General features: G+C 39.1%; 18 protein-coding genes. 10 read left to right on the plus strand and 8 right to left on the minus strand.

Annotated features, from left to right (window positions below):
- Positions 1 to 9 precede the first annotated feature (9 nt).
- Positions 10 to 471, plus strand: a complete 462-nt coding sequence (gene coaD / locus H6607_10550; GenBank protein ID MCB9262803.1) for a pantetheine-phosphate adenylyltransferase — start codon at positions 10 to 12, stop codon at positions 469 to 471.
- On the opposite strand, the gene H6607_10555 is transcribed toward coaD, so the two are convergent.
- On the minus strand, positions 437 to 1054 hold the full coding sequence (locus H6607_10555) for an NUDIX domain-containing protein (GenBank protein MCB9262804.1): 618 nt from the start codon (positions 1052 to 1054) through the stop codon (positions 437 to 439). The two genes, coaD and H6607_10555, sit on opposite strands and share 35 nt — an antisense overlap.
- Between H6607_10555 and H6607_10560 the strand changes: the two genes are divergently transcribed.
- Positions 1053 to 1691 carry an orotate phosphoribosyltransferase gene (locus H6607_10560; protein ID MCB9262805.1) on the plus strand — a complete coding sequence of 213 codons (639 nt, stop codon included), beginning with the start codon at positions 1053 to 1055 and terminating at the stop codon, positions 1689 to 1691. The two genes, H6607_10555 and H6607_10560, sit on opposite strands and share 2 nt — an antisense overlap.
- 137 nt (positions 1692 to 1828) lie before the next feature.
- On the opposite strand, the gene H6607_10565 is transcribed toward H6607_10560, so the two are convergent.
- Positions 1829 to 2242: a BrxA/BrxB family bacilliredoxin gene (locus H6607_10565; GenBank protein MCB9262806.1), complete on the minus strand. Its 414-nt coding sequence runs from the start codon at positions 2240 to 2242 to the stop codon at positions 1829 to 1831.
- A gap of 119 nt (positions 2243 to 2361) precedes the next feature.
- Here H6607_10565 and H6607_10570 point away from each other — a divergent pair, with 119 nt between their 5' ends.
- Positions 2362 to 3675, plus strand: a complete 1314-nt coding sequence (locus H6607_10570) for an adenosylhomocysteinase (GenBank protein ID MCB9262807.1) — start codon at positions 2362 to 2364, stop codon at positions 3673 to 3675.
- Between the two features lie 130 nt (positions 3676 to 3805).
- On the plus strand, positions 3806 to 4858 hold the full coding sequence (locus H6607_10575; protein ID MCB9262808.1) for a hypothetical protein: 1053 nt from the start codon (positions 3806 to 3808) through the stop codon (positions 4856 to 4858).
- Between the two features lie 45 nt (positions 4859 to 4903).
- On the opposite strand, the gene lon is transcribed toward H6607_10575, so the two are convergent.
- Positions 4904 to 7378, minus strand: a complete 2475-nt coding sequence (gene lon, locus H6607_10580; GenBank protein ID MCB9262809.1) for an endopeptidase La — start codon at positions 7376 to 7378, stop codon at positions 4904 to 4906.
- Positions 7379 to 7444: 66 nt separating this feature from the next.
- The gene (locus H6607_10585) at positions 7445 to 9322 is read right to left on the minus strand and encodes a Na+:solute symporter (GenBank protein ID MCB9262810.1); all 1878 of its coding nucleotides are present in this window, start codon (positions 9320 to 9322) and stop codon (positions 7445 to 7447) included.
- An 85-nt stretch (positions 9323 to 9407) separates the two neighbouring features.
- Between H6607_10585 and H6607_10590 the strand changes: the two genes are divergently transcribed.
- Together H6607_10590 and pfkA are read left to right on the plus strand one after the other, a co-directional pair.
- Positions 9408 to 10310 (plus strand): hypothetical protein, encoded by a 903-nt coding sequence (locus H6607_10590; protein MCB9262811.1) that lies wholly within the window; start codon positions 9408 to 9410, stop codon positions 10308 to 10310.
- A gap of 86 nt (positions 10311 to 10396) precedes the next feature.
- A complete protein-coding gene (gene pfkA, locus H6607_10595; GenBank protein ID MCB9262812.1) occupies positions 10397 to 11368 on the plus strand; it encodes a 6-phosphofructokinase in 972 nt (323 codons plus the stop codon).
- On the opposite strand, the gene H6607_10600 is transcribed toward pfkA, so the two are convergent.
- On the minus strand, positions 11357 to 12100 hold the full coding sequence (locus tag H6607_10600) for an aminotransferase class IV (protein MCB9262813.1): 744 nt from the start codon (positions 12098 to 12100) through the stop codon (positions 11357 to 11359). The two genes, pfkA and H6607_10600, sit on opposite strands and share 12 nt — an antisense overlap.
- On the minus strand, positions 12100 to 13440 hold the full coding sequence (locus tag H6607_10605) for a Na+ dependent nucleoside transporter (GenBank protein ID MCB9262814.1): 1341 nt from the start codon (positions 13438 to 13440) through the stop codon (positions 12100 to 12102). The genes H6607_10600 and H6607_10605 overlap by 1 nt, the downstream gene beginning before the upstream one ends.
- A 498-nt stretch (positions 13441 to 13938) precedes the next feature.
- On the opposite strand from H6607_10605, the gene H6607_10610 reads away from it, so the two are divergent.
- From H6607_10610 to H6607_10625, 4 genes are all read left to right on the plus strand, one after another.
- Positions 13939 to 17286 carry a methylmalonyl-CoA mutase family protein gene (locus tag H6607_10610; protein MCB9262815.1) on the plus strand — a complete coding sequence of 1116 codons (3348 nt, stop codon included), beginning with the start codon at positions 13939 to 13941 and terminating at the stop codon, positions 17284 to 17286.
- Positions 17287 to 17397: 111 nt separating this feature from the next.
- On the plus strand, positions 17398 to 17820 hold the full coding sequence (locus H6607_10615) for a DUF2384 domain-containing protein (protein MCB9262816.1): 423 nt from the start codon (positions 17398 to 17400) through the stop codon (positions 17818 to 17820).
- Positions 17820 to 18272 (plus strand): RES family NAD+ phosphorylase, encoded by a 453-nt coding sequence (locus tag H6607_10620; GenBank protein ID MCB9262817.1) that lies wholly within the window; start codon positions 17820 to 17822, stop codon positions 18270 to 18272. Before H6607_10615 ends, H6607_10620 begins: the two co-directional genes overlap by 1 nt.
- 92 nt (positions 18273 to 18364) lie before the next feature.
- The gene (locus H6607_10625) at positions 18365 to 19207 is read left to right on the plus strand and encodes a 1,4-dihydroxy-2-naphthoyl-CoA synthase (protein MCB9262818.1); all 843 of its coding nucleotides are present in this window, start codon (positions 18365 to 18367) and stop codon (positions 19205 to 19207) included.
- Positions 19208 to 19213: 6 nt separating this feature from the next.
- Here the strand turns inward: H6607_10625 and H6607_10630 are convergent, their stop codons facing one another.
- Both H6607_10630 and H6607_10635 read right to left on the minus strand, forming a co-directional pair.
- Positions 19214 to 20086 (minus strand): hypothetical protein, encoded by an 873-nt coding sequence (locus H6607_10630; GenBank protein ID MCB9262819.1) that lies wholly within the window; start codon positions 20084 to 20086, stop codon positions 19214 to 19216.
- Positions 20086 to 20742: a DUF4159 domain-containing protein gene (locus H6607_10635; GenBank protein ID MCB9262820.1), complete on the minus strand. Its 657-nt coding sequence runs from the start codon at positions 20740 to 20742 to the stop codon at positions 20086 to 20088. The genes H6607_10630 and H6607_10635 overlap by 1 nt, the downstream gene beginning before the upstream one ends.

Below are 20742 nucleotides of genomic sequence, written 5' to 3' on the forward strand. Positions count from 1 at the left end.
TTTTTTAAAATGACAAAAATCGCACTCTTTCCTGGCACGTTCGACCCATTTACCAATGGGCATTTAGACATTATCGAAAAAGGGCTTTCTCTTTTTGACCATGTTATTATTGCCATTGGTGAAAATGCCAATAAGAAAACGATGTTTCCACTGGAACAGCGAAAGCAGTGGATAGAGAATTGCTTTATTGGTCAAAAAAATGTTGAAGTTCGCACCTATTCAGGTTTGACTATTAATTTTTGCAAAGAGATTGGTGCCACTTTTATTTTGAGAGGCTTGCGTACCGTGGCTGATTTTGAATACGAAAAACAAATAGCCTTAGTAAACAGTGACCAAGCTCCGCAAATACAAACCGTATTTGTATTGAGCGAACAAAAATATACTGCCGTTAGCTCAACGGTAATTAGAGACCTTATTTTACATGGCGGCAATTATGCTAAATATCTACCTGCTGGTGTAACAGTTGGTTAAGTACCTGTCGTATGCTTTGGTAGGTGTCTAATTCGGCAATATCCAAATTATCGGGGTCAACCCATTTTATTTCCTGAATATCTTCCTCCAATTGAGGTTTTGCATTCTGCCAATTAGCAGAGGTCATTTTATACCAATCGGTTTGTTTTACCAACCATTTTTTCTCGAAATAGACATGAAAAGTGGTATCTAATTTCTTTTCTAATTTGATGTCGAACACGTTGCACTCCTCCTCCACTTCCCGCAAAGCTCCCACCGATGCCGGCTCCAATTTGTTTAATTTTCCTTTTGGTAGATCCCACAAATCGTTTCTCCTTATCAAAAGCAATTGCCCTTTGGTATTAAAAACCGCACCTCCGGCGGCATACACCATTTTTAGCAATTCGCAAAACCGAACAAATCCTCCTGTTTCCGTAATAAGAACCATTTGTGGCTCCTTTTCCTTCTTCAAATATTCGAGCAAGCCCTTTATTAATGCCTTTGTTAGTACATTAACCACAACATTTGCCGGATTGACAAAATCAGTTTCATTGCCAAACACAAACTGATGCCTGCGAAAGAATATTTTATACTTTTGCTGCATGATTTTTGAGTCAAAAATTTCGGTCAAATTAGCAGAATATTTATTAAAAATAAAAGCTGTTAAACTAGAACCTAACAATCCTTTTACATGGTCGAGTGGATGGAAATCTCCCATTTATTGCGACAATAGGGTTACTTTGTCTTATCCTGAAATACGAAAGTTTATTGCTCAAAACTTGGCAGAAATTGTGAAAAAAAAATTTCCGGAGGCTCAATCATTGTGTGGAGTGGCCACCGCAGGCATAGCCATTGGTGGTTTGGTGGCCGATAATTTGGAATTGCCCTACAGCTATTGTCGGCCAAAACCAAAAGACCATGGCATGAAAAATCAATTAGAAGGTAGAATTGAAGCCGGAAGCAACGTGGTGGTTGTGGAAGATTTAATTTCCACTGGAGGAAGTAGCCTTCTGGTAGTCAATTATTTACGTGAAGCGGGATATAATGTAGTGGGCATGATCTCCATTTTTAATTACGGATTTGATGTTGCCTCCAAGAACTTCAATCAAGCCAATTGTCCGTTTTTCAGTTTGTCAAATTACGAAGCACTTTTGCCACAAGCTGTAGCTCAAAATTACATTAAGCAAGAAGATTTGCCCCTGTTAGAAGCTTGGAGAAATGACCCTGCCAATTGGGGCTAACAATATCTAAAATTGAAAGAAAGTACTTTCATCACACAAACAATTTTACATCAAAGTTGCCACTGTGGCCTTTTTTTTAGATGCTTCACCGCGTTCTGCATGTCGACTTCAAATTGAATCTTTGCTTAGAAGCTATTCTAACAAAACTCGTCGTATGCAGCTTTTAAATTCATGGCAATCATTTCGGCACTGCGACCCTCGATGTGATGACGCTCTACCATGTGCACCAATTCACCATCTTTAAATAAAGCAACGCATGGCGATGATGGAGGAAAAGGCAACATAAAATTTCGAGCAGTTTGGGTGGCTTCTGCATCTTGTCCTGCAAAAACGGTAAGCAAATTAGCTGGTTTTTTATCACCTGTAAGCGAAAGTAAAACACCGGGCCTTGCTGTTCCTGCCGCACATCCGCACACAGAATTAACCACCACCAAGGCCGTGCCTTTAGCAGCTTTCATGGCATCTTTCACTTCGTCTGCGGTTTTCAATTCTATAAAGCCATTTTTTGTCAACTCGGCTCTCATGGGTCTTACCAACTCTTCTGGATACATATTTTTATTTTTTGCAAAAGTAATTATTACAGAAATCAGAACAATCCGTGTGGTATAATGTTTTGGGTTCGGGCAATAAAATGCTACCTTTGCACCGATTTTTAAGAACAGATTTAAAAATGACTACATTGACATCATCAACAAATTACAAAGTAAAAGACATTAATCTTGCCGATTGGGGTAGAAAAGAAATTAGACTGGCCGAGGCTGAAATGCCCGGTTTGATGAGTTTGAGAGCAGAATATGGTGCGAGCCAACCCCTTAAAGGTGCTCGTATTGCAGGCTGTCTTCACATGACAATTCAAACGGCCGTTTTGATTGAAACATTGCAAGCCTTAGGTGCAGAAGTTACCTGGTCATCGTGCAACATTTTTTCAACCCAAGACCACGCTGCTGCAGCAATAGCTGCCGCAGGAATTCCGGTTTTTGCATGGAAAGGAATGAATGCCGAAGAATTTGACTGGTGCATTGAGCAAACCTTAACCGCTTTTAAAGACGGCCAACCATTAAACATGATTCTTGACGATGGTGGTGATTTAACCAACATGGTTTTGGACAAATATCCTGAGTTGGTACCTGCTATTAGAGGTATTTCGGAAGAAACAACCACGGGAGTTTTGAGACTTTATGAACGTATGAAAAAAGGTACGTTGCCATTGCCAGCAATCAATATCAACGACTCGGTTACCAAATCAAAATTCGACAACAAATATGGTTGTAAAGAATCAGCGGTTGACGCAATTCGTCGTGCAACGGATATTATGATGGCCGGAAAAGTGGCTGTTGTGGCCGGCTACGGCGATGTGGGTAAAGGTACTGCTCAATCTCTTAGAGGTGCCGGAGCACGTGTTATTGTAACTGAAATTGACCCAATTTGTGCATTGCAAGCAGCTATGGACGGATTTGAAGTTAAGAAAATGGAAAACGCCATTCCTCGTGCCAATATCGTTGTTACCGCTACCGGAAATAAAGATATTATCACAGAAGCACATTTCCGTGCGATGAACGATAAAACGATTGTATGCAACATTGGCCATTTCGACAACGAAATAGACATGGCTTGGCTTGACAAAACTTTTGGAAACACCAAATACGAGGTAAAACCGCAGGTAGATGTTTACAACGTGGCCGGAAAAGAAATCATCGTTTTGGCTGAAGGCCGATTGGTAAACTTGGGTTGTGCTACTGGTCACCCATCGTTTGTAATGTCGAACAGTTTTACCAACCAAACCCTTGCTCAACTCGAGTTGTGGCAAAATGCCGAAAACTACGAAAACGCAGTTTACACGTTACCAAAGCATTTGGATGAAAAAGTTGCCCAATTGCACCTTGCCAAAATTGGCGTAGAATTAGAAACCCTTTCAGTTGAACAAGCCGAATACATTGGCGTAAACATCGAAGGTCCGTTCAAATCGGATATGTACAGATACTAAGAATTAATTATTCTTTTTGATAGAAAAATCCTCCGAGAAATCGGGGGATTTTTTTTTGAGATCTAAATTTGTGGTTGTAAAGAGTTTGGAATCAGTAATACAAATTCCATTGACTCGTTTAACATTTCAAATGACACGAAGAACTGAAAATATTATATGGTTACTGTTCATTTTAGCTGCTTCGTGTACCAATCATTCCCGAAAATTAAAGACAATAAAGGTTGAACCGGATTCCATTAGCAAGCAATCTATTCAACCTTGCGATACCAATAAAAATTCAGCCGTCATTTTTGAGGAACAGAGAAAAAAGTACTTGGAAGAGTATCGTATTTATTTAAAAGTCAATGATGTATGGAATTTTCGTGACACTAATGAAGTTAAAAATCTTGGTATGTATGAAATGATGACCAAATTACTACCAAAGGTAATACAATATGCAAAATCAGATTCATTGGAGCCGTTTTACAACAATTTAATGCAAAAAAGGTATCCCGAGTTTTACATTAACTATCGTAATAGTTGGGGAGACAAGAACCAACGACGTATTTTAGAAACGCATTTAGGTTACGATAAACCAGAAATATTGTTAATCGGCAAATTCATTGACAAAAAAAATTGTCTTGCCATTGCCTATGATATGGAGCATAATTATGTTGAGTTTTATCGGCTCGAAAAGAACTATTGGAAACGAATTGGCTTTCATCAGGGTTCGGAAGATGAAAGTTATGACCGCATTTATTTTGAAGAATTGAATGGAAAATCGGGTTTGGAAATTGTTATGGCCACCGACCCAAACATGAACGGCAATAGTTGGATGCTGGTGTTTGCACACAACGAGCAAAAGGACTCCATTTTGTTTGCAGGAAATTTTAGTACGTATTATTCAATTCAATTAGAAGATGGTTCAATAACTGAAACTTATGAGGGCAGTTGGTATATGGATTTGCATAAAACGATATACACATGGGAGAATGATTTTCTAACACCGCAAAAAATGGCCATTCTTATTGTTCCTAAGAGCATGGATGACAGCACTTTACAATATCAATTGGAATATTACCAAAACATTCCTGATAGTAACGGGAAGAAAGGATTGCGAATGATTTTTTCAGAACAGTACAATGAAAAATTGAAAAAGCATCAGAAGTATTGGGATGATTTTTTTGAATCGGGTGGGGAGTGAGGTTTGAACCCAAGAAAATCAAACGTTCACAATTATCTTTTTCGATTAAGCCCCACTAGCAGCCAACTCCTCCACTCGCCAAACTTTTGCGTTTTTAACCTTTTCGTTAGTTAAAGCCAAATCGAGCACGCCAAGCATATTCTTCACAAAATGAAATTTCAGTCCTTCTAAGTAGTGAGCCGGAATGTCGTCAATATCCTTTTTATTCATATCCGACAAGATAATCTCTTTGATACCTGCTCTTTTAGCGGCCAAAATCTTTTCTTTGATGCCGCCCACCGGAAGCACCTTGCCACGCAAAGTTATTTCGCCGGTCATGGCCAAATGCGATTTTATTTTTCGCTGGGTGAGGATGCTGGCAAGCGATGTCAAAATGGTTATTCCCGCCGATGGACCGTCTTTTGGTATGGCTCCTGCCGGAAAGTGTATATGAAAATCGTATTCGTCAAACAAGCGATAATCCATATCCAAATATTCGCAATTGGCTTTGAGGTATGACAATGCTGAAATGGCCGACTCTTTCATAACGTCGCCCAATTGCCCTGTCAGTGTCAACTTGCCTTTGCCGTGTGTCATGTTGCTTTCTACATACAAAATCTCGCCTCCCACTGATGTCCAGGCCAATCCTGTAACCACTCCCGCAGTTTCGTTGTCTTGATATTGTTCCTTTTCTACTCGTTGGTTTCCAAGAATTTTTAATACATCTTCTGCCGAAACTTTGGCATCTGCCACCTCATTGGCCACTACCTGTTTTGCCCTGTATCTGGCCAATGAGGCTATTTTTTTCTCTAAACCACGAACACCGCTTTCTCGGGTGTATTCGTCCACAACTTTGGCCAATACCTTATCCGAAATTTTAAATTGGCTGTTTTTTAACCCATGTTCTTTTCGTTGTTTCGGAACAAGGTATTTTTTAGCAATTTCTATTTTTTCCTCGAGCGTGTAGCCGTTAATTTCGATAATCTCCATTCTATCCAACAAGGCGGGCTGAATAGTATCCAATCTATTAGCTGTGGCAATAAACATGATTTTGGAAAGGTCATAATCCAAATCCACGTAGTTGTCGTGGAAGCTGTTGTTTTGCTCCGGGTCTAAAATTTCTAACAACGCCGATGATGGGTCTCCACGAAAATCATTTCCAATTTTGTCAATTTCATCTAATACAAAAATGGGGTTTGATGTCTCCGCCTTTTTTAACGATTGAATAATACGCCCTGGCATGGCACCAATGTACGTTTTTCGGTGGCCTCTTAGCTCTGCTTCGTCGTGCAAACCACCCAACGATACACGCACATATTTGCGGCCAACGGCCTTTGCAATGCTGTGTCCTAAAGAGGTTTTACCAACACCTGGAGGGCCATAAAGACACAAAATAGGGCTTTTCATATCACCTTTTAGCTTCAAAACAGCCAGATATTCCAATATGCGGTCTTTGACTTTCTCAAGACCAAAGTGGTCGCTATCCAACACTTTTTTGGCTTTGGCAAGATCAAAATTATCTTTCGAAAATTCGTTCCACGGAAGTTCAAGCAGCAATTCGGCATAATTTAAACCAACCGAATAATCTGGAGCGGCTGGATTGGTTCTTAGCAATTTATCGAGTTCTTTGTTGAAGGCTTTAGCCACATGGTCTGGCCATTTTTTCTTCAACCCTCGGCCACGCATACTTTCCACTTCTTGGTCGGGGCTTTCTTGACCCAATTCTTCTTGTATAGCTCTTATTTGTTGATGCAAAAAATACTCTCGTTGCTGTTTGTCTAAATCTACTTTTACCTTCGACTGAATTTGCGATTTCAGCTCCAGCATTTGTAATTCCTTTGTGAGCAACTCCAGCACCCGCTCGGCTTTTGAAGCCAAATTGTCCATTTCTAAAATGGCCTGTTTTTCTTCAATTCCAACATTAAGGTTTGATGCAATAAAATTGATTAAAAAATTGGGGCTATCGATATTTTTTAATGCAAAATTGGCCTCGGTAGGAATGTTTGGCGACAATTCGACGATGCGAATAGCCATATCCTTTACCGAATCTAAAAGTGCCTTAAAATTTTTGTCGGCTTTTACTTTTTTGTCAACAACCGCACTCACTTTAGCAATAAAATAGGGTTCTTCAGAAACAATATCGTCTATTCTAAATTTTCGTTTTCCTTGAATGATTGCCATGGTATTTCCATCAGGCATTCGAATCATTTTTACGATCTGAGCCAATGTGCCAATTTCGTATAAATCAGCCTGTTGTGGATTTTCTATTTCGCTACTTCTTTGCGAAACGACACCAATTATTTTTGATGATTTATAGGCATCTTTTATCAGTTTTATTGACTTATCTCTGCCCAAGGTAATAGGAAAAACCACACCTGGAAATAAGGTTGTGTTTTTTAATGGTAACAAAGGAAGTTGCTCTGGCAAGGTTTCCTTATTCATTTCATTTTCTTCGTCTTGCGACATCAGGGTTATAAAGCCCGGATTATCTATTTCCGAATCGGTTTCCAACTGTAGTATATTCTGCGATTTATCAAACATTGTCAATCTGTCAGGTATTTTATTAGTGTATAATGTGGGCATACATTGGCAATAGTTGTGCCAACACTATGCAAAGAGCTTTGCTTTTTTGGCAAAAAACACAAAACCAACAAAACCAATGATGGCTGTAGCTAAAAACTGAAAGCCCTGCTGCCATTCCATAAAAATGAATTTTCCGCTACAAAATAGACATGAGTAAACCATTACAATTGACGAAACCCAAGCCAAAGCCGACCAAATGAGCAGGGAGTTATTGGGTTGGCCAAAACCTCCCCAGGCCCCTGTTGGCTGCACTTTTTCGTAAAATTTAGATAAAACCTTGTGGTCGGTGGGGCGGGTTAAAAAGGTAACAACCAGCCAACAAACTGTGGTAATAGAAACCGACAATAATACGCCATTGGCAAAATCGAAATACAACGGAATATCTGCCACTCCACTGCTTAAAAAGGCATCTAACTCTGCCTGCGAATGACTTAGCAAAAAATCATTTTTAAAAATATTCTGTTTGATGAGTACAAATCCATAGACAAAAAAAGGTGTAATTGTGGCAGTTATTTCGCTCCATACATTGATGCGATGCCAAAACCAACGTAGAATAAGAACCAACCCCAAGCCGCTTCCGCATTGCATAATAAATTCCCAAACCCCTGAAATAGTTTTAACCTGAGTGGTGATGATTAATGAAAAAACTACAACCAATAAGGTTGCCATTCGGCTCACTCTAATCAAGTTTTGCTCTTTTTGTTTCACAATATTTGAGTCTAATTCATTGCTTTCTGAATTTCGACTTGCTTGTCTAACGGGTAAATAAAAATCATTTACCAGATAGCTTGCTCCCCAGTTGAGTTGGGTAGAAATAGTGCTCATATAAGCTCCTAAAAAAGCAACCAGCAACAACCCTTTTAAACCTGTTGGTAGATAATCTTTCATGGCCATTACATAGCCTAATTTTTGGTCGGCGGCTGGCAAATCGGGGTACAAAACCAATGCACACAGGGCCACTAAAATCCATGGCCAGGGTCGCAAACAATAATGGGCAATTTGAAAAAACAGTGTAGCAAAAAAAGAATTTTTTTCGTCTTTGGCCGACATCATTCGCTGGGCGATATATCCACCACCACCGGGTTCGGCACCCGGATACCAAGTACTCCACCAAAGCACTCCGGCCATCGTAAAAAAGGAGGCCACAGAAATGGTAAAAATCTTTTCATTATCGACAATCGCCGATTTTGACATTTCATTTTTTATAGTTGGAAAAAATTGAAAAGCACTTGAATCAAGCTTTGATTTTAACCCTGAAATTCCTCCAATTTTATCACTTTGCAATACTAAAACTGCAAGCACTATGCAGCCAATCATCGCAATAATAAATTGAAAAGCATCCGTAACGGCTATACCTTTAAGGCCAGAAATAGACGAATAGGCATACACAATAAGCATGGCCAACCCGGTAATGAGGTAGAGTTTAGCTCCGGTTATTCCAAAAAAGACTTCCACCAACGACATAAAAGCCAGATTAACCCAGGCAATTACCACTGCGTTGATTATCAACCCAAGATATACTGCCTTAAAACTGCGTAAAAATTTTGCCGCCCTGCCACTGTATCGAATATTTATAAATTCGACTTCCGTTAACACTCCTGACCGCCGCCAAAGTCGGGTAAAAAATATTGCGGTTAGAAGCCCTCCGGCTAACATGTTCCACCAAAGCCAGTTTTTGGCAATTCCCCCTTGAGCCACAAGTTCTGTAACCGCCAATGGTGTGTCGGCGGCAAACGTGGTGGCTACCATGCTCAATCCTGCCAAATACCACGGCAAATTTCTACCTCCAAGAAAAAAACCTTCCAACCCGGATTCGCCGAGCGATTTGAATTTTAGGTTTATCAAAACCGAAAAAAGAAGAAAGATTGCAATAATGCTCCAGTCAACCCAATGTAAAACCATTGTAGAATTTTTAATTAAAACAGCAATTACTTAAAAAAAACAGTTTTAACGGTTATATATTTGCCGAAAACTTATAGACACAGTAATGAGAAACGTAAAATTTAACTTATTGATTGCATTCGCCGTTGTCGGGACTTTAGTACTTAATGCATGTACAGATCCTGGGGTTACACCCGAACCCGACAAGCCTGTTTTAAACTTTTTATCTAATACCGGTTATATATCGGCAGATGGAGAAATTACCGAAGGTTCTGAATTTACCGTAGGCATTCAGGCATCTCATTCTTCAAACATCGAATCTCTTAAAGTTCGTGTTAGTTTGGATGGAAGCTCACAAGTAACTCCAGACATGTGTACTCTTTGTGATACTACTTTCAAATCAAAAACCTTGACTGTAGATTTCACAAACATGGTTCAAAACAAAGTTGGTTACGAAGAGTGGTTCTTTACCGTGGCTGATAAAGACGGAAATGAAACTACCAGATCAATTAAATTGACAAGAACTTCTACTCCAAAACCTGTTAGAGCAGTTGACGCTACTTTGGGTAATCAAAAAGCTGCCGAAGGTTCTTCATTGAACTTGACAGACTTTACCGTTTACAACTTGACAGATGCTACTGCAAATTCTGCATCAGTTGATTTGGTTTACGTTTTGGACGAAACAAATAGCTTGCACATTGTTGGTGCTCCTTCATCTTCAAGAGTTCAAAGCATTATGACTAAAGTTGCCACTTGGACAACCAAAAATGCTACTGAATTTAGAAAAACAAGCTACTCTGCAACTCAATTCAATGCAATGACTACATCTGAAAAATTGAATGCTGAGATTGCTAGCACTTCGCCAACTTCAAACGATGTTGACATCACTGGCGGTAGCGTTTACTTTGTAAAACCTGCAAGTTCTACTGGCCGTTATGCCTTGATGTTGATTAAAAACATCGGAACTGACAACACAATAAATGTGAGTGTTTTGGTTGAAGACAACTAAGAAATTTTTAATTTTTTTGAAAAAGACCGGCTTTTAGTCGGTCTTTTTTTTTACGCTTCTCAAATAAATTCTGTTGTTTTGTTTCCATGAAAAGAATTGGAGTCTTTACTTCAGGCGGCGATTCGCCTGGTATGAATGCCTGCATTCGGGCAGTGGTAAGAACAGCATTATACCATGACCTTGAAGTTATGGGTGTAAGAAGGGGATATCAAGGAATGATTGAGGATGAATTTGTTGAAATGAGTCGCAAATCGGTGGCCAACATACTTCAGTTAGGTGGAACCATATTAAAAACTGCAAGGAGCAAAGAATTTATGACTCCGGAAGGTAGAAAAAAGGCTTTTGAGAACCTCAAAAACCACGAAATTGACGCTTTGGTGTGTATTGGTGGAAACGGCTCTTATACCGGAGCTTTAAAACTTTATGAAGAATATAACATTCCGACCGTTGGACTGCCTGGCACAATTGATAATGATTTGTATGGAACCGATTACACCATCGGCTACGACACCGCCGTAAACACTGCCGTAGAGGCAATAGACAAAATACGAGATACCGCCGACAGCCACAACCGCGTTTTTTTGGTTGAAGTTATGGGAAGAGACTCCGGTTTTATTGGCATTCAGGTGGGTATTTCGGCAGGTGCCGAAGCCATATTCATTCCCGAAAGAACTGGTGAAATGGAAATGGTTAGACAACACTTTAACAATGCCAACCGCAGGAATAAATCGTTCTCAATTATTGTTGTGGCTGAAGGTGAAACTACCGGAAACTCCTCCGTGCTTTTTGAAAAAATAAAAAAAGAATTTCCGGATATTGACATTAGAAATACGGTGTTGGGGCATATTCAACGTGGTGGTAGCCCAACAGCAAAAGACCGAGTTTTGGCCAGTAGGCTGGGCTATGAAGGCGTTTTGGCACTTTTAAATGGCGAAAAAAATGTAACGGTTGGGGTGGTTAATGACCAAGTTAAATATACTCCATTTACAGAGGCGATAAGCCATCAAAAGAAAATTGATACATCCCTCATAAAAATGGCTGAAATACTATCCTATTAAACAAGCCCTTCGGATGCCCAGGGTGGCATTGGTCAACAAAATCAATTCGGCAGATTTTAATTCATTAATGGTAACTGTTTTTTCTTTTACAGAAATATATTGCCTCATATAAGCAAAATATACGCCATTTACGGGGCCTTGAGTTTGCATATTTGGAGTTATCCAATTTCCATCAATGTAAATTAAAACGTTGCTACTCAGTGCTTCGCAAATATTTCCATCTTCGTTTAGCAGAAATAAATCATCAATTCCATTCGCTGTTTTCAATTGTTGAGCCGCATATACATAAAGTATTGCCGAATTTAATTTGAATGGGGATAATGGATTAATTGGCTTTTTGATATAAGTACCAACCACAAGTTTTAGTTCATTCAGCTCACTAATTTGCCGGATTAGATTATCAGAAGTTGTATTTTCATTTAAAAGAAATATGCCAGTTTCGTTCATTAACCTTGAGGATACTTCAAAACAAATTTCTGCATTTTCGGTATAATAAAGTCCGCCATTTGCCCGATAAAAGGTTATTCGAACAACGCCATTTGTTAGTTCATATTTATCGAATATTTCATGTTTAAAAAATGGTTCATCCCATTTTTTTGGCCAATTCATACCAAAAAATAGAGCCGTTTTTTGAGCTCTTTCCAAATGTAGGTTTAGCAATGGAATGCTTTTATCGATAATTCTTATCGACTCAAAAAAGCCATCGCCATAAAGAAAAGATCTATTTTGCATTAGTAGAAAATTCCGGCTATAGCGGCAGTCATTAAACAAGCCAATGTGCCCCCCAATAATGCTCTCATGCCCAGTTTTGCAAGAGTTGTGCGTTGATTTGGAGCTAACGTGCCGATTCCTCCAATTTGAATTCCAATACTTGCAAAATTTGAAAATCCGCAAAGGGCATAGGTTAATATTACTATTGAACGCTGATGGACAAAGGCCGCTGAATGTTCGAAGTTTGACAAGGAAATATAGGCAATAAACTCATTCAGAACGGTTTTCTCACCGAGCAATTGTCCGGATAGAATCATGTCGTTTGAACTAATTCCGATGAGCCAAGCAACCGGAGCAAATACATAACCAAGAATCATTTGGAGGTTAAAACTTTGATAAATGGTGTTGCTTTTTACCATTTCATTTAAACTGGTAAATTTCCAAGAGCCAATACCATCAAAACTTCCAATAATATTGGTTAGAAAAAAATTGAACATTGCAATAAAAGCCAAAAAAACCAGAATCATTCCGCCCACATTTACGGCCAATTTTATTCCTTCCGTTGTTCCGGTAGATATGGCCTCAAGCGGGTCTGCACCAATTTTTTCTTTATCAATATCCAACTTTTTCTCTACTTCCTCCGTTTCGGGCAAAAGCATTTTTGCAAAAACAATGGCAGCAGGAGCAGATAATATGGAAGCTGTTAATAAATGTTTGGCAAACATTTCTTGCATTTGCGGATCTGCTCCACCCAACATTCCAATAAATGCTGCAAAAACCCCACCTGCTATAGTGGCCATGCCACCAACCATGAGGCACAAAATTTCAGATTTCGTCATTTTGCTTATATAGGGTTTTACCACAAGTGGAGCCTCCGTTTGACCAACAAAAATATTGGCGGCTGCTGCAAGACTTTCTGCACCCGAAAGTCTCATCGTTTTGCTCAATACCCAAGCAAACCCATATACCACCTTTTGAAGAATTCCTAAATAATATAGCAATGATGTTAAGGCTGAAAAGAAAACAATGGTTGGCAAAACCTTAAATGCAAACACATACCCAATGGTATGGGCCACCGGAGTGCCAGTGGTCATATCAAAAATCTGAGCTACTTCGGGCCATTTCCCAAAAATAAACTTTGCACCCTCATCAGTAAATGAAAGCAGACGAGTAAAACCAGTGGCCAGCCATCCAAAAAAACTATCAAAGCCAGGGGCTTTATAAATCAACACTGCTAGAATCAACTGAAGACCAACTCCAGATAAGACTAACCTCCAATTTATAGACTTTCTGTTTTTACTAAAACCATAAGCTACAAAAAGTAGAAAAAATAAACCTAAAAACCCTCTTAAAATATGCATCGGACAAAAATCTTGAAAAAAAATGAGAAAGACCGACTTGTAATTTTGTCAACAAAATATAGAAATTGTCTCAAATTTGGTATTTTTTCCATTTTTGAGACAATTTGGTCATTAATCCAAAACCTCGAGCAAATTTATAAACATTTAATATTCAATTATTTAAACAACACATCCTACGGTTATCTAGACATTTGGCACAAGTATTGACAATATAATTTCAAAAAAACGATAATAAGAATTTGACAATATTTGATAAATACTACGCACTACTTAAGAACACTACTACATTTTAACTACTAAGAAAATCTAATATCTGTTTATTATTAATGCTACACTACTATTGATGATACCTGCGACAGGTAGAATCTCAAACTAGAATTACTACATTTAACTGTGCTCTCTAAAAGAGAGAATTTTAAAGACCTGCGAGAGCGGGTCTTTTGTATTTGAGAATTTTGAGAATAAGTATTTTATCTTTGCCACACCTATATTGAGTTTATGCAAGAACAATCTCCCTATACTCCAAAAAATAAAGTTCGAATAGTTACGGCTGCTTCGCTGTTTGACGGGCACGATGCGGCAATAAATGTGATGCGTAGGATAATCCAAAGCACGGGCTGCGAGGTAATACATCTTGGCCACGACCGAAGTGCGGAGGAAGTGGTGAACACTGCCATTCAAGAAGATGCAAATGCCATTGCAATGACCAGCTATCAAGGTGGTCATAATGAGTACTTTAAGTATATGTACGATTTGTTGCAAGAAAAAGGAGCCGGCCATATCAAGATTTTTGGCGGAGGTGGAGGAACTATATTGCCTTCCGAAATAAAGGAACTCCAAGATTACGGAATTGCTCGTATTTACCACCCCGACGATGGACGAGCAATGGGTTTGCAAGGCATGATAAATGATTTGGTACAAAAATCGGACTTTGCAACGGGAGCAAATCTGAATGGAGAAGTTCAGTCTTTTAAAAAAGGGAATAAAATGGCCATTGCCCGAATGATTTCGGCGGTTGAAAATTTTCCTGAAGAGAATAAAGATCTTATTCAACGCATTAAAAATGAGGCGAATGCATTGAATACCCCAGTGTTGGGTATAACGGGAACAGGCGGTGCAGGTAAATCGAGCTTGGTGGACGAATTGGTTCGTCGTTTTTTAATTGATTTTCCTGAAAAGAAAATGGCCATAATTTCAGTAGATCCATCCAAAAGAAAGACTGGTGGAGCTTTATTAGGCGACCGAATTCGGATGAACAGCATACGAAATGAGCGTATTTACATGCGTTCGTTGGCAACACGTCAGGCAAACCTTGCACTTTCGGCACATATTGATGTGGCCAAAGACATTCTTAAAGTGGCAGGATACGATTTAATTGTACTCGAAACTTCAGGGATTGGTCAAAGCGACACGGAAATTACCGACCACAGCGATGTTTCGCTCTATGTAATGACTCCTGAATTTGGTGCGGCTACCCAACTCGAAAAAATTGATATGCTCGATTTTGCCGACTTGGTGGCCATAAACAAATTTGACAAACGGGGTGCTGCCGATGCAATTAGAGACGTAAAGAAACAATATCAACGCAATCATAAATTATTTGACGAAGATGCGGACTCTATGCCGGTCTTTGGTACGATTGCCAGCCAATTTAACGACCCAGGCGTGAACGCATTGTACGCCAAGTTGTTTGAAACCATTAAACAAAAAACAAGAAACGATTTTCATTCCCATTTTGAGAAAGAAGAAGATGAGTCGGAAAAGATTTTTATCATTCCACCAAAAAGAGTGCGTTATTTATCAGAAATAGCCGAAAATAACCGCAGTTATGACAAATGGGCTACCGAACAAGCGGCAATTGCAAGGAAGTTGTATGGGATTGATTTGGTTGAAAATTTTGCAACTACGGATTTAGAATCAAAAAAACATGAACTCCTTCGTCAGCTATCTCCTGAAAATCAAGATATTATAAAGGATTGGAATGCAACTAAAGCACAATATCAAGGGGAATATTTTAGCTATTTTGTAAGGGGAAAAGAAATAAAAGTAAAAACCACAACCGAATCGCTTTCTCATTTGCCTATTTCAAAAGTGAGTTTGCCCAAATACAACGATTGGGGAGATATTTTACAATGGAATTTACAAGAAAATGTTCCTGGAAAATTTCCATACACGGCGGGTATTTATCCGTTTAAAAGACAAGGTGAAGACCCAACCCGTATGTTTGCAGGAGAAGGTGGCCCGGAACGCACCAACAAACGGTTTCACTATTTGAGCAAAGGAATGCCAGCCAAAAGGTTGAGCACGGCTTTTGATTCGGTAACACTTTATGGTAACGACCCAGACCATCGACCTGACATTTACGGAAAAATTGGCAACTCTGGTGTGAGTATTTGTTGTTTGGACGATGCAAAAAAATTGTATTCTGGATTTAATTTGGCCGATCCAATTACCTCTGTATCAATGACAATTAATGGGCCGGCACCAATGATGTTGGGCTACTTTATGAATGCCGCTATTGACCAACAATGCGAAATTTACATCAAACAAAATGGTTTAGAAGCGGAAGTAAAACAAAAAATTGACGCATATTTTAACGAAAAAGGAACTGTACAACCACGATACAACGGAGCATTGCCCGAAGGAAATGATGGACTCGGTTTAATGCTTTTGGGCATGACTGGTGATATGGTTTTGCCAAAAGAAGTGTACGAAAAAATTAAAGCAGAAACCATTGCTCAAGTACGAGGCACGGTGCAAGCTGATATTCTTAAAGAAGATCAGGCTCAAAATACCTGTATTTTTAGTACTGAATTTGCATTGCGATTAATGGGAGATGTGCAGTCGTATTTTATTGATAATAAGGTGCGTAACTTTTATTCAGTAAGTATTTCGGGTTATCATATTGCCGAGGCTGGAGCCAACCCAATAAGTCAATTGGCATTTACCTTAGCCAATGGATTTACGTATGTAGAATACTACCTGAGCAGAGGTATGGACATCAACGAATTTGGGCCTAATTTGTCGTTCTTTTTCTCCAATGGAATTGACCCTGAGTATGCCGTAATTGGTCGAGTTGCCCGAAGAATTTGGGCTAAAGCCATGAAACTAAAATATGGTGCAGATGAACGAAGCCAGATGCTCAAGTACCATATCCAAACGAGTGGTAGAAGTTTGCACGCTCAAGAGATAGATTTCAATGATATTCGTACTACCTTGCAGGCACTTTATGCCATTTACGACAATTGTAACTCGCTGCATACCAATGCCTACGACGAGGCCATTACTACTCCTACCGAAGAAAGTGTACGAAGAGCAGTTGCTATTCAGCTTATTATAAATAGAGAATTGGGCTTGGCCAAAAACGAAAATCCGATGCAGGGTTCTTTTGTAATTGAAGAATTGACGGACTTGGTGGAAGAAGCGGTATTGGCCGAATTTGATCGAATTACTGAGCGTGGTGGTGTGTTGGGAGCAATGGAAACCATGTATCAACGGTCAAAAATTCAGGAAGAAAGTTTGTATTATGAAACACTAAAACATACTGGTGAGTATCCAATTATTGGGGTAAATACTTTTTTGAGTAGCAAAGGTTCACCCACGATAGTGCCACAAGAAGTAATTCGGGCAACCGAAGAAGAAAAGCAGTTTCAAATACAAACATTGCAAAATCTTCACCAACGAAATGCGGATAAATCTTTAGCGGAATTGAAAAACGTTCAGCAAACAGCATTAAAAAACCAAAATGTATTTGCCGCATTGATGGAAGCATGCAAAGTATGCTCCATTGGCCAAATTACCAACGCATTGTTTGAAGTGGGTGGCGAGTATAGAAGGAATATGTAAATTGAGAGTTTTTTTATAAGCATAAGAAAATATTGATGCGAGATTTTTTTGGTAAAAATTATTAAACCAACGAAAAATGTCGTAAATTTGTTGGACAAATGTCGGTTTATTATGAAAAAATATAACTTACCCGAAGAAATAACCCCACTCGTAGAAGAGCCTGCTATGCCCTATTTAGTTTCGTATAGCCAGAGGGGCATTCCTTTTCAACTATTTGAAAATCAATCAAATAAAATACCCTTTAACCAAAACGAATGGAGCAATTTGCTTCACTTGTCTGAACGTACCTTTCAACGCTATAAAAAAGAAAACAAAAAATTTGAGTCCATATATGCCGAGAAAATATTAGAGGTGCTTCTGCTTTTTAAACGAGGAAAAGAGGTTTTGGGTTCTAATCAGGCATTTTATGATTGGCTTCACGTTTCCAACATAGCCCTAGGAGATGTTGAGCCCATCTCGATTATAGACAACACTTTCGGCATCAAAATGGTGCAAGATGTTTTGGGAAGAATTGAGCATGGCATTTTTTCATAATGTTAGTCTATCGGCTTGCTAAAGAAAAATATGCATTAGATCTTTCTGGTGAGGGGTCGAAACTATACGGTGGTAGATGGAATAGTGTTGGCACACCTATGCTATATGCTGCTTCATCTCGCTCATTGGCCGTATTGGAATTGTTGGTAAACCTGGCCTCAACAAAGCTTCCCGAAGATATGTTTATGATTATCTTAAAAATAGATTTAGAGAATATTCCATTGTTGCCCCTCCCCCAAAACTGGCAAAGTTTGCCATTTGAATCTGCATCACAACGCACCGGAGACAACTGGGTAAAATCATCACAATTGGCCACAACCGTTCCTTCCGTGGTTATTCCTGAGGAGCAAAATATTCTCTTAAATCCACTATCTTCCAACTTCGGTTCTATTGTTAGAATAATTGAAACAAAGCCTTTCTATTTTGATAAGAGGTTAATGAAAGGCTCATAAACGTTTTATGAGCCCTATTGCTTTTCAAACGTCCTTTTCTTATTTGAGTTAAAGATACCCCACCTTCCTTACCTTTGCATAAAATATAAAATATGAACACCATCAACTGGCAAACAGCCAAAGAATACGAAGACATAACTTATAAAAAATGTAACGGCGTTGCTCGCATCGCTTTTAATCGCCCCAATGTTCGCAATGCATTTCGCCCCAAAACCACCTCCGAGCTTTTAGATGCTTTTCATAATGCCCAGGAAGATACGAGGATTGGCGTGATTTTGTTGAGTGCAGAAGGTCCGAGTACGAAGGATGGAGTATATTCTTTTTGCAGTGGTGGAGACCAACGTGCCAGAGGTCATCAAGGCTATGTTGGGGAGGACAATTATCATCGGTTGAATATTTTGGATGTGCAACGTCTTATTAGGTTTATGCCAAAAGTAGTTATAGCCGTGGTGCCGGGTTGGGCCGTTGGCGGTGGACATAGCCTGCACGTGGTTTGTGACCTGACTTTGGCCAGTAAAGAACATGCCATTTTTAAACAAACAGATGCAGATGTAACGAGTTTCGATGGCGGTTACGGTTCTGCCTATTTGGCTAAATTGGTGGGACAGAAAAAAGCACGAGAAATTTTCTTTTTGGGCAGAAATTATTCGGCACAAGAAGCTTTTGAAATGGGTATGGTAAATGCAGTAATTCCACATGCCGAACTTGAAAACACCGCCTTTGAGTGGGCTCAGGAAATTTTGGCAAAATCTCCCACAAGTATAAAAATGCTAAAATTTGCCATGAACTTAACCGATGACGGCATGGTGGGACAACAGGTGTTTGCCGGTGAAGCTACCCGATTGGCCTATATGACTGACGAGGCAAAGGAAGGCCGTAATGCTTTTCTTGAAAAAAGGAAACCTGATTTCGGAAAAGACAAATGGATACCATAAAGTTGTTTAGCGAAACAGTTTTAATCCGGAAGGAATTATCGAAAAAGTTAATTGATTTTCAGCCTGTTGGCACTCTCCATCCAAATGAGTAAAAAGTGGTTCGTTAAGGGTAATTGTTGCCTCTTTTAAGCGGTATCTTTTTATGAGTTTATGATTCTTTTTTTGCAACAACGACCAAACAAAAGCAGGAATTTGAATCATCTTTGGCTTCTTTAAAAATACAAAATCAAGCTCGCCGTCGGTATAGCTGGCATCGGGAGCTACAAAAAAATTATTGCCCCATTGTGTGCCATTTGCCACATCCAACATAAAAGCTGTTTCAACTGTTTCTGTTTCATCCAATTTTATTTCGAATTGCGTATTTTGAGCCTTATTGAATTCTTTTTTTACTGCCAAAATATACGAGAACAACCCTCTACGCTTTATTGTTGAAAATGTTTTAACCACTTGTCCGGCAAAGCCGATTCCGGCCACATTGCAAAACACTTTACCATTTAGCAACCCAAGATCCATGTATTCTATTTTGGCAGAATTTAATGCTTTTATGGCCTCTTGCGGATTCATTGAAATACCCAGTTCGCGTGCCAAACCATTTCCACTTCCCATCGGTATTATGCCCAATGCAACATTTGTCTTGCTCAACATAGAAGCCAACAAGTTTATTGTTCCATCACCACCTACGGCTATTACCACCTCTCCGTTCGATTCAATAAAATGATTGACCTTTCCCAAAAGTTCATCCGCTTTATTCCACCAAAATATATCAATCGAAAATATGGAGCTATCTAAATAGTTATCAATTAGTTGTGGAATATTCTTTTTTGATTTTCCTCCAGAAATCGGATTAACGACAAAAAGAATTGAAGTTTTTGGACTCATTAATTTGTCAAGGCATATTGCACCAAATTGGCTCCCATTTTTAGGGCTTTTTGGCGGGTTTCTTCCGAATCGCCATGTATGCCAAAATCTTCCCAACCATTGCCCAAATCGCACTCTACGTCAAAAAAACACACCAATCTTCCTTGATAAATCAAGCCATATCCCTTTGGTGGTTTGCCATCGTGTTCGTGAATTTTTGGCAGGCCGTTCGGAAATTTAAACTTCTGACTATATAGTGTATGCGTAAACGGTAATTCAACAAAATCCAATTCGGGAAACACTTTTTTCATTTGTGGGCGAATGAATTTCTCCAGACCATAGTTATCATCGATATGCAAAAAACCACCAGCTTCCAAGTATTTTCTCAAATTATCAGCTTCATTGTCTGAAAAAACCACGTTTCCATGACCTGTTAGATAAATAAACGGATAATTATAAATATCTGAACTGCCCACTTCTACGGTTTGGTCGGCGGGGTCAATGCTGGTTTTTAGGTTTTCGTTGCAAAATTTTATTAGGTTTGGAAGAGCCGTCCGGTTGGCATACCAGTCTCCTCCCCCATTGTATTTTACTTTGGCTATTTGTATAGAATATCGCTGCGAAAACGATGTTCCCACTAAAAAGATTAACAATACAATTGCAAAATTTCTGTTCAT

The sequence above is a fragment of the Flavobacteriales bacterium genome, from assembly GCA_020635395.1.
Lineage (GTDB): Bacteria > Bacteroidota > Bacteroidia > NS11-12g > UBA9320 > UBA987.

Bases quoted from the DNA above. Each gene is read 5' to 3' on its own strand.
- coaD (MCB9262803.1), top strand. From the start codon at position 10: ATGACAAAAATCGCACTCTTTCCTGGCACGTTCGACCCATTTACCAAT.
- H6607_10560 (MCB9262805.1), top strand. From the start codon at position 1,053: ATGATTTTTGAGTCAAAAATTTCGGTCAAATTAGCAGAATATTTATTA.
- H6607_10555 (MCB9262804.1), bottom strand. From the start codon at position 1,054: ATGCAGCAAAAGTATAAAATATTCTTTCGCAGGCATCAGTTTGTGTTT.
- H6607_10565 (MCB9262806.1), bottom strand. From the start codon at position 2,242: ATGTATCCAGAAGAGTTGGTAAGACCCATGAGAGCCGAGTTGACAAAA.
- H6607_10570 (MCB9262807.1), top strand. From the start codon at position 2,362: ATGACTACATTGACATCATCAACAAATTACAAAGTAAAAGACATTAAT.
- H6607_10575 (MCB9262808.1), top strand. From the start codon at position 3,806: ATGACACGAAGAACTGAAAATATTATATGGTTACTGTTCATTTTAGCT.
- lon (MCB9262809.1), bottom strand. From the start codon at position 7,378: ATGTTTGATAAATCGCAGAATATACTACAGTTGGAAACCGATTCGGAA.
- H6607_10585 (MCB9262810.1), bottom strand. From the start codon at position 9,322: ATGGTTTTACATTGGGTTGACTGGAGCATTATTGCAATCTTTCTTCTT.
- H6607_10590 (MCB9262811.1), top strand. From the start codon at position 9,408: ATGAGAAACGTAAAATTTAACTTATTGATTGCATTCGCCGTTGTCGGG.
- pfkA (MCB9262812.1), top strand. From the start codon at position 10,397: ATGAAAAGAATTGGAGTCTTTACTTCAGGCGGCGATTCGCCTGGTATG.
- H6607_10600 (MCB9262813.1), bottom strand. From the start codon at position 12,100: ATGCAAAATAGATCTTTTCTTTATGGCGATGGCTTTTTTGAGTCGATA.
- H6607_10605 (MCB9262814.1), bottom strand. From the start codon at position 13,440: ATGCATATTTTAAGAGGGTTTTTAGGTTTATTTTTTCTACTTTTTGTA.
- H6607_10610 (MCB9262815.1), top strand. From the start codon at position 13,939: ATGCAAGAACAATCTCCCTATACTCCAAAAAATAAAGTTCGAATAGTT.
- H6607_10615 (MCB9262816.1), top strand. From the start codon at position 17,398: ATGAAAAAATATAACTTACCCGAAGAAATAACCCCACTCGTAGAAGAG.
- H6607_10620 (MCB9262817.1), top strand. From the start codon at position 17,820: ATGTTAGTCTATCGGCTTGCTAAAGAAAAATATGCATTAGATCTTTCT.
- H6607_10625 (MCB9262818.1), top strand. From the start codon at position 18,365: ATGAACACCATCAACTGGCAAACAGCCAAAGAATACGAAGACATAACT.
- H6607_10630 (MCB9262819.1), bottom strand. From the start codon at position 20,086: ATGAGTCCAAAAACTTCAATTCTTTTTGTCGTTAATCCGATTTCTGGA.
- H6607_10635 (MCB9262820.1), bottom strand. From the start codon at position 20,742: ATGAACAGAAATTTTGCAATTGTATTGTTAATCTTTTTAGTGGGAACA.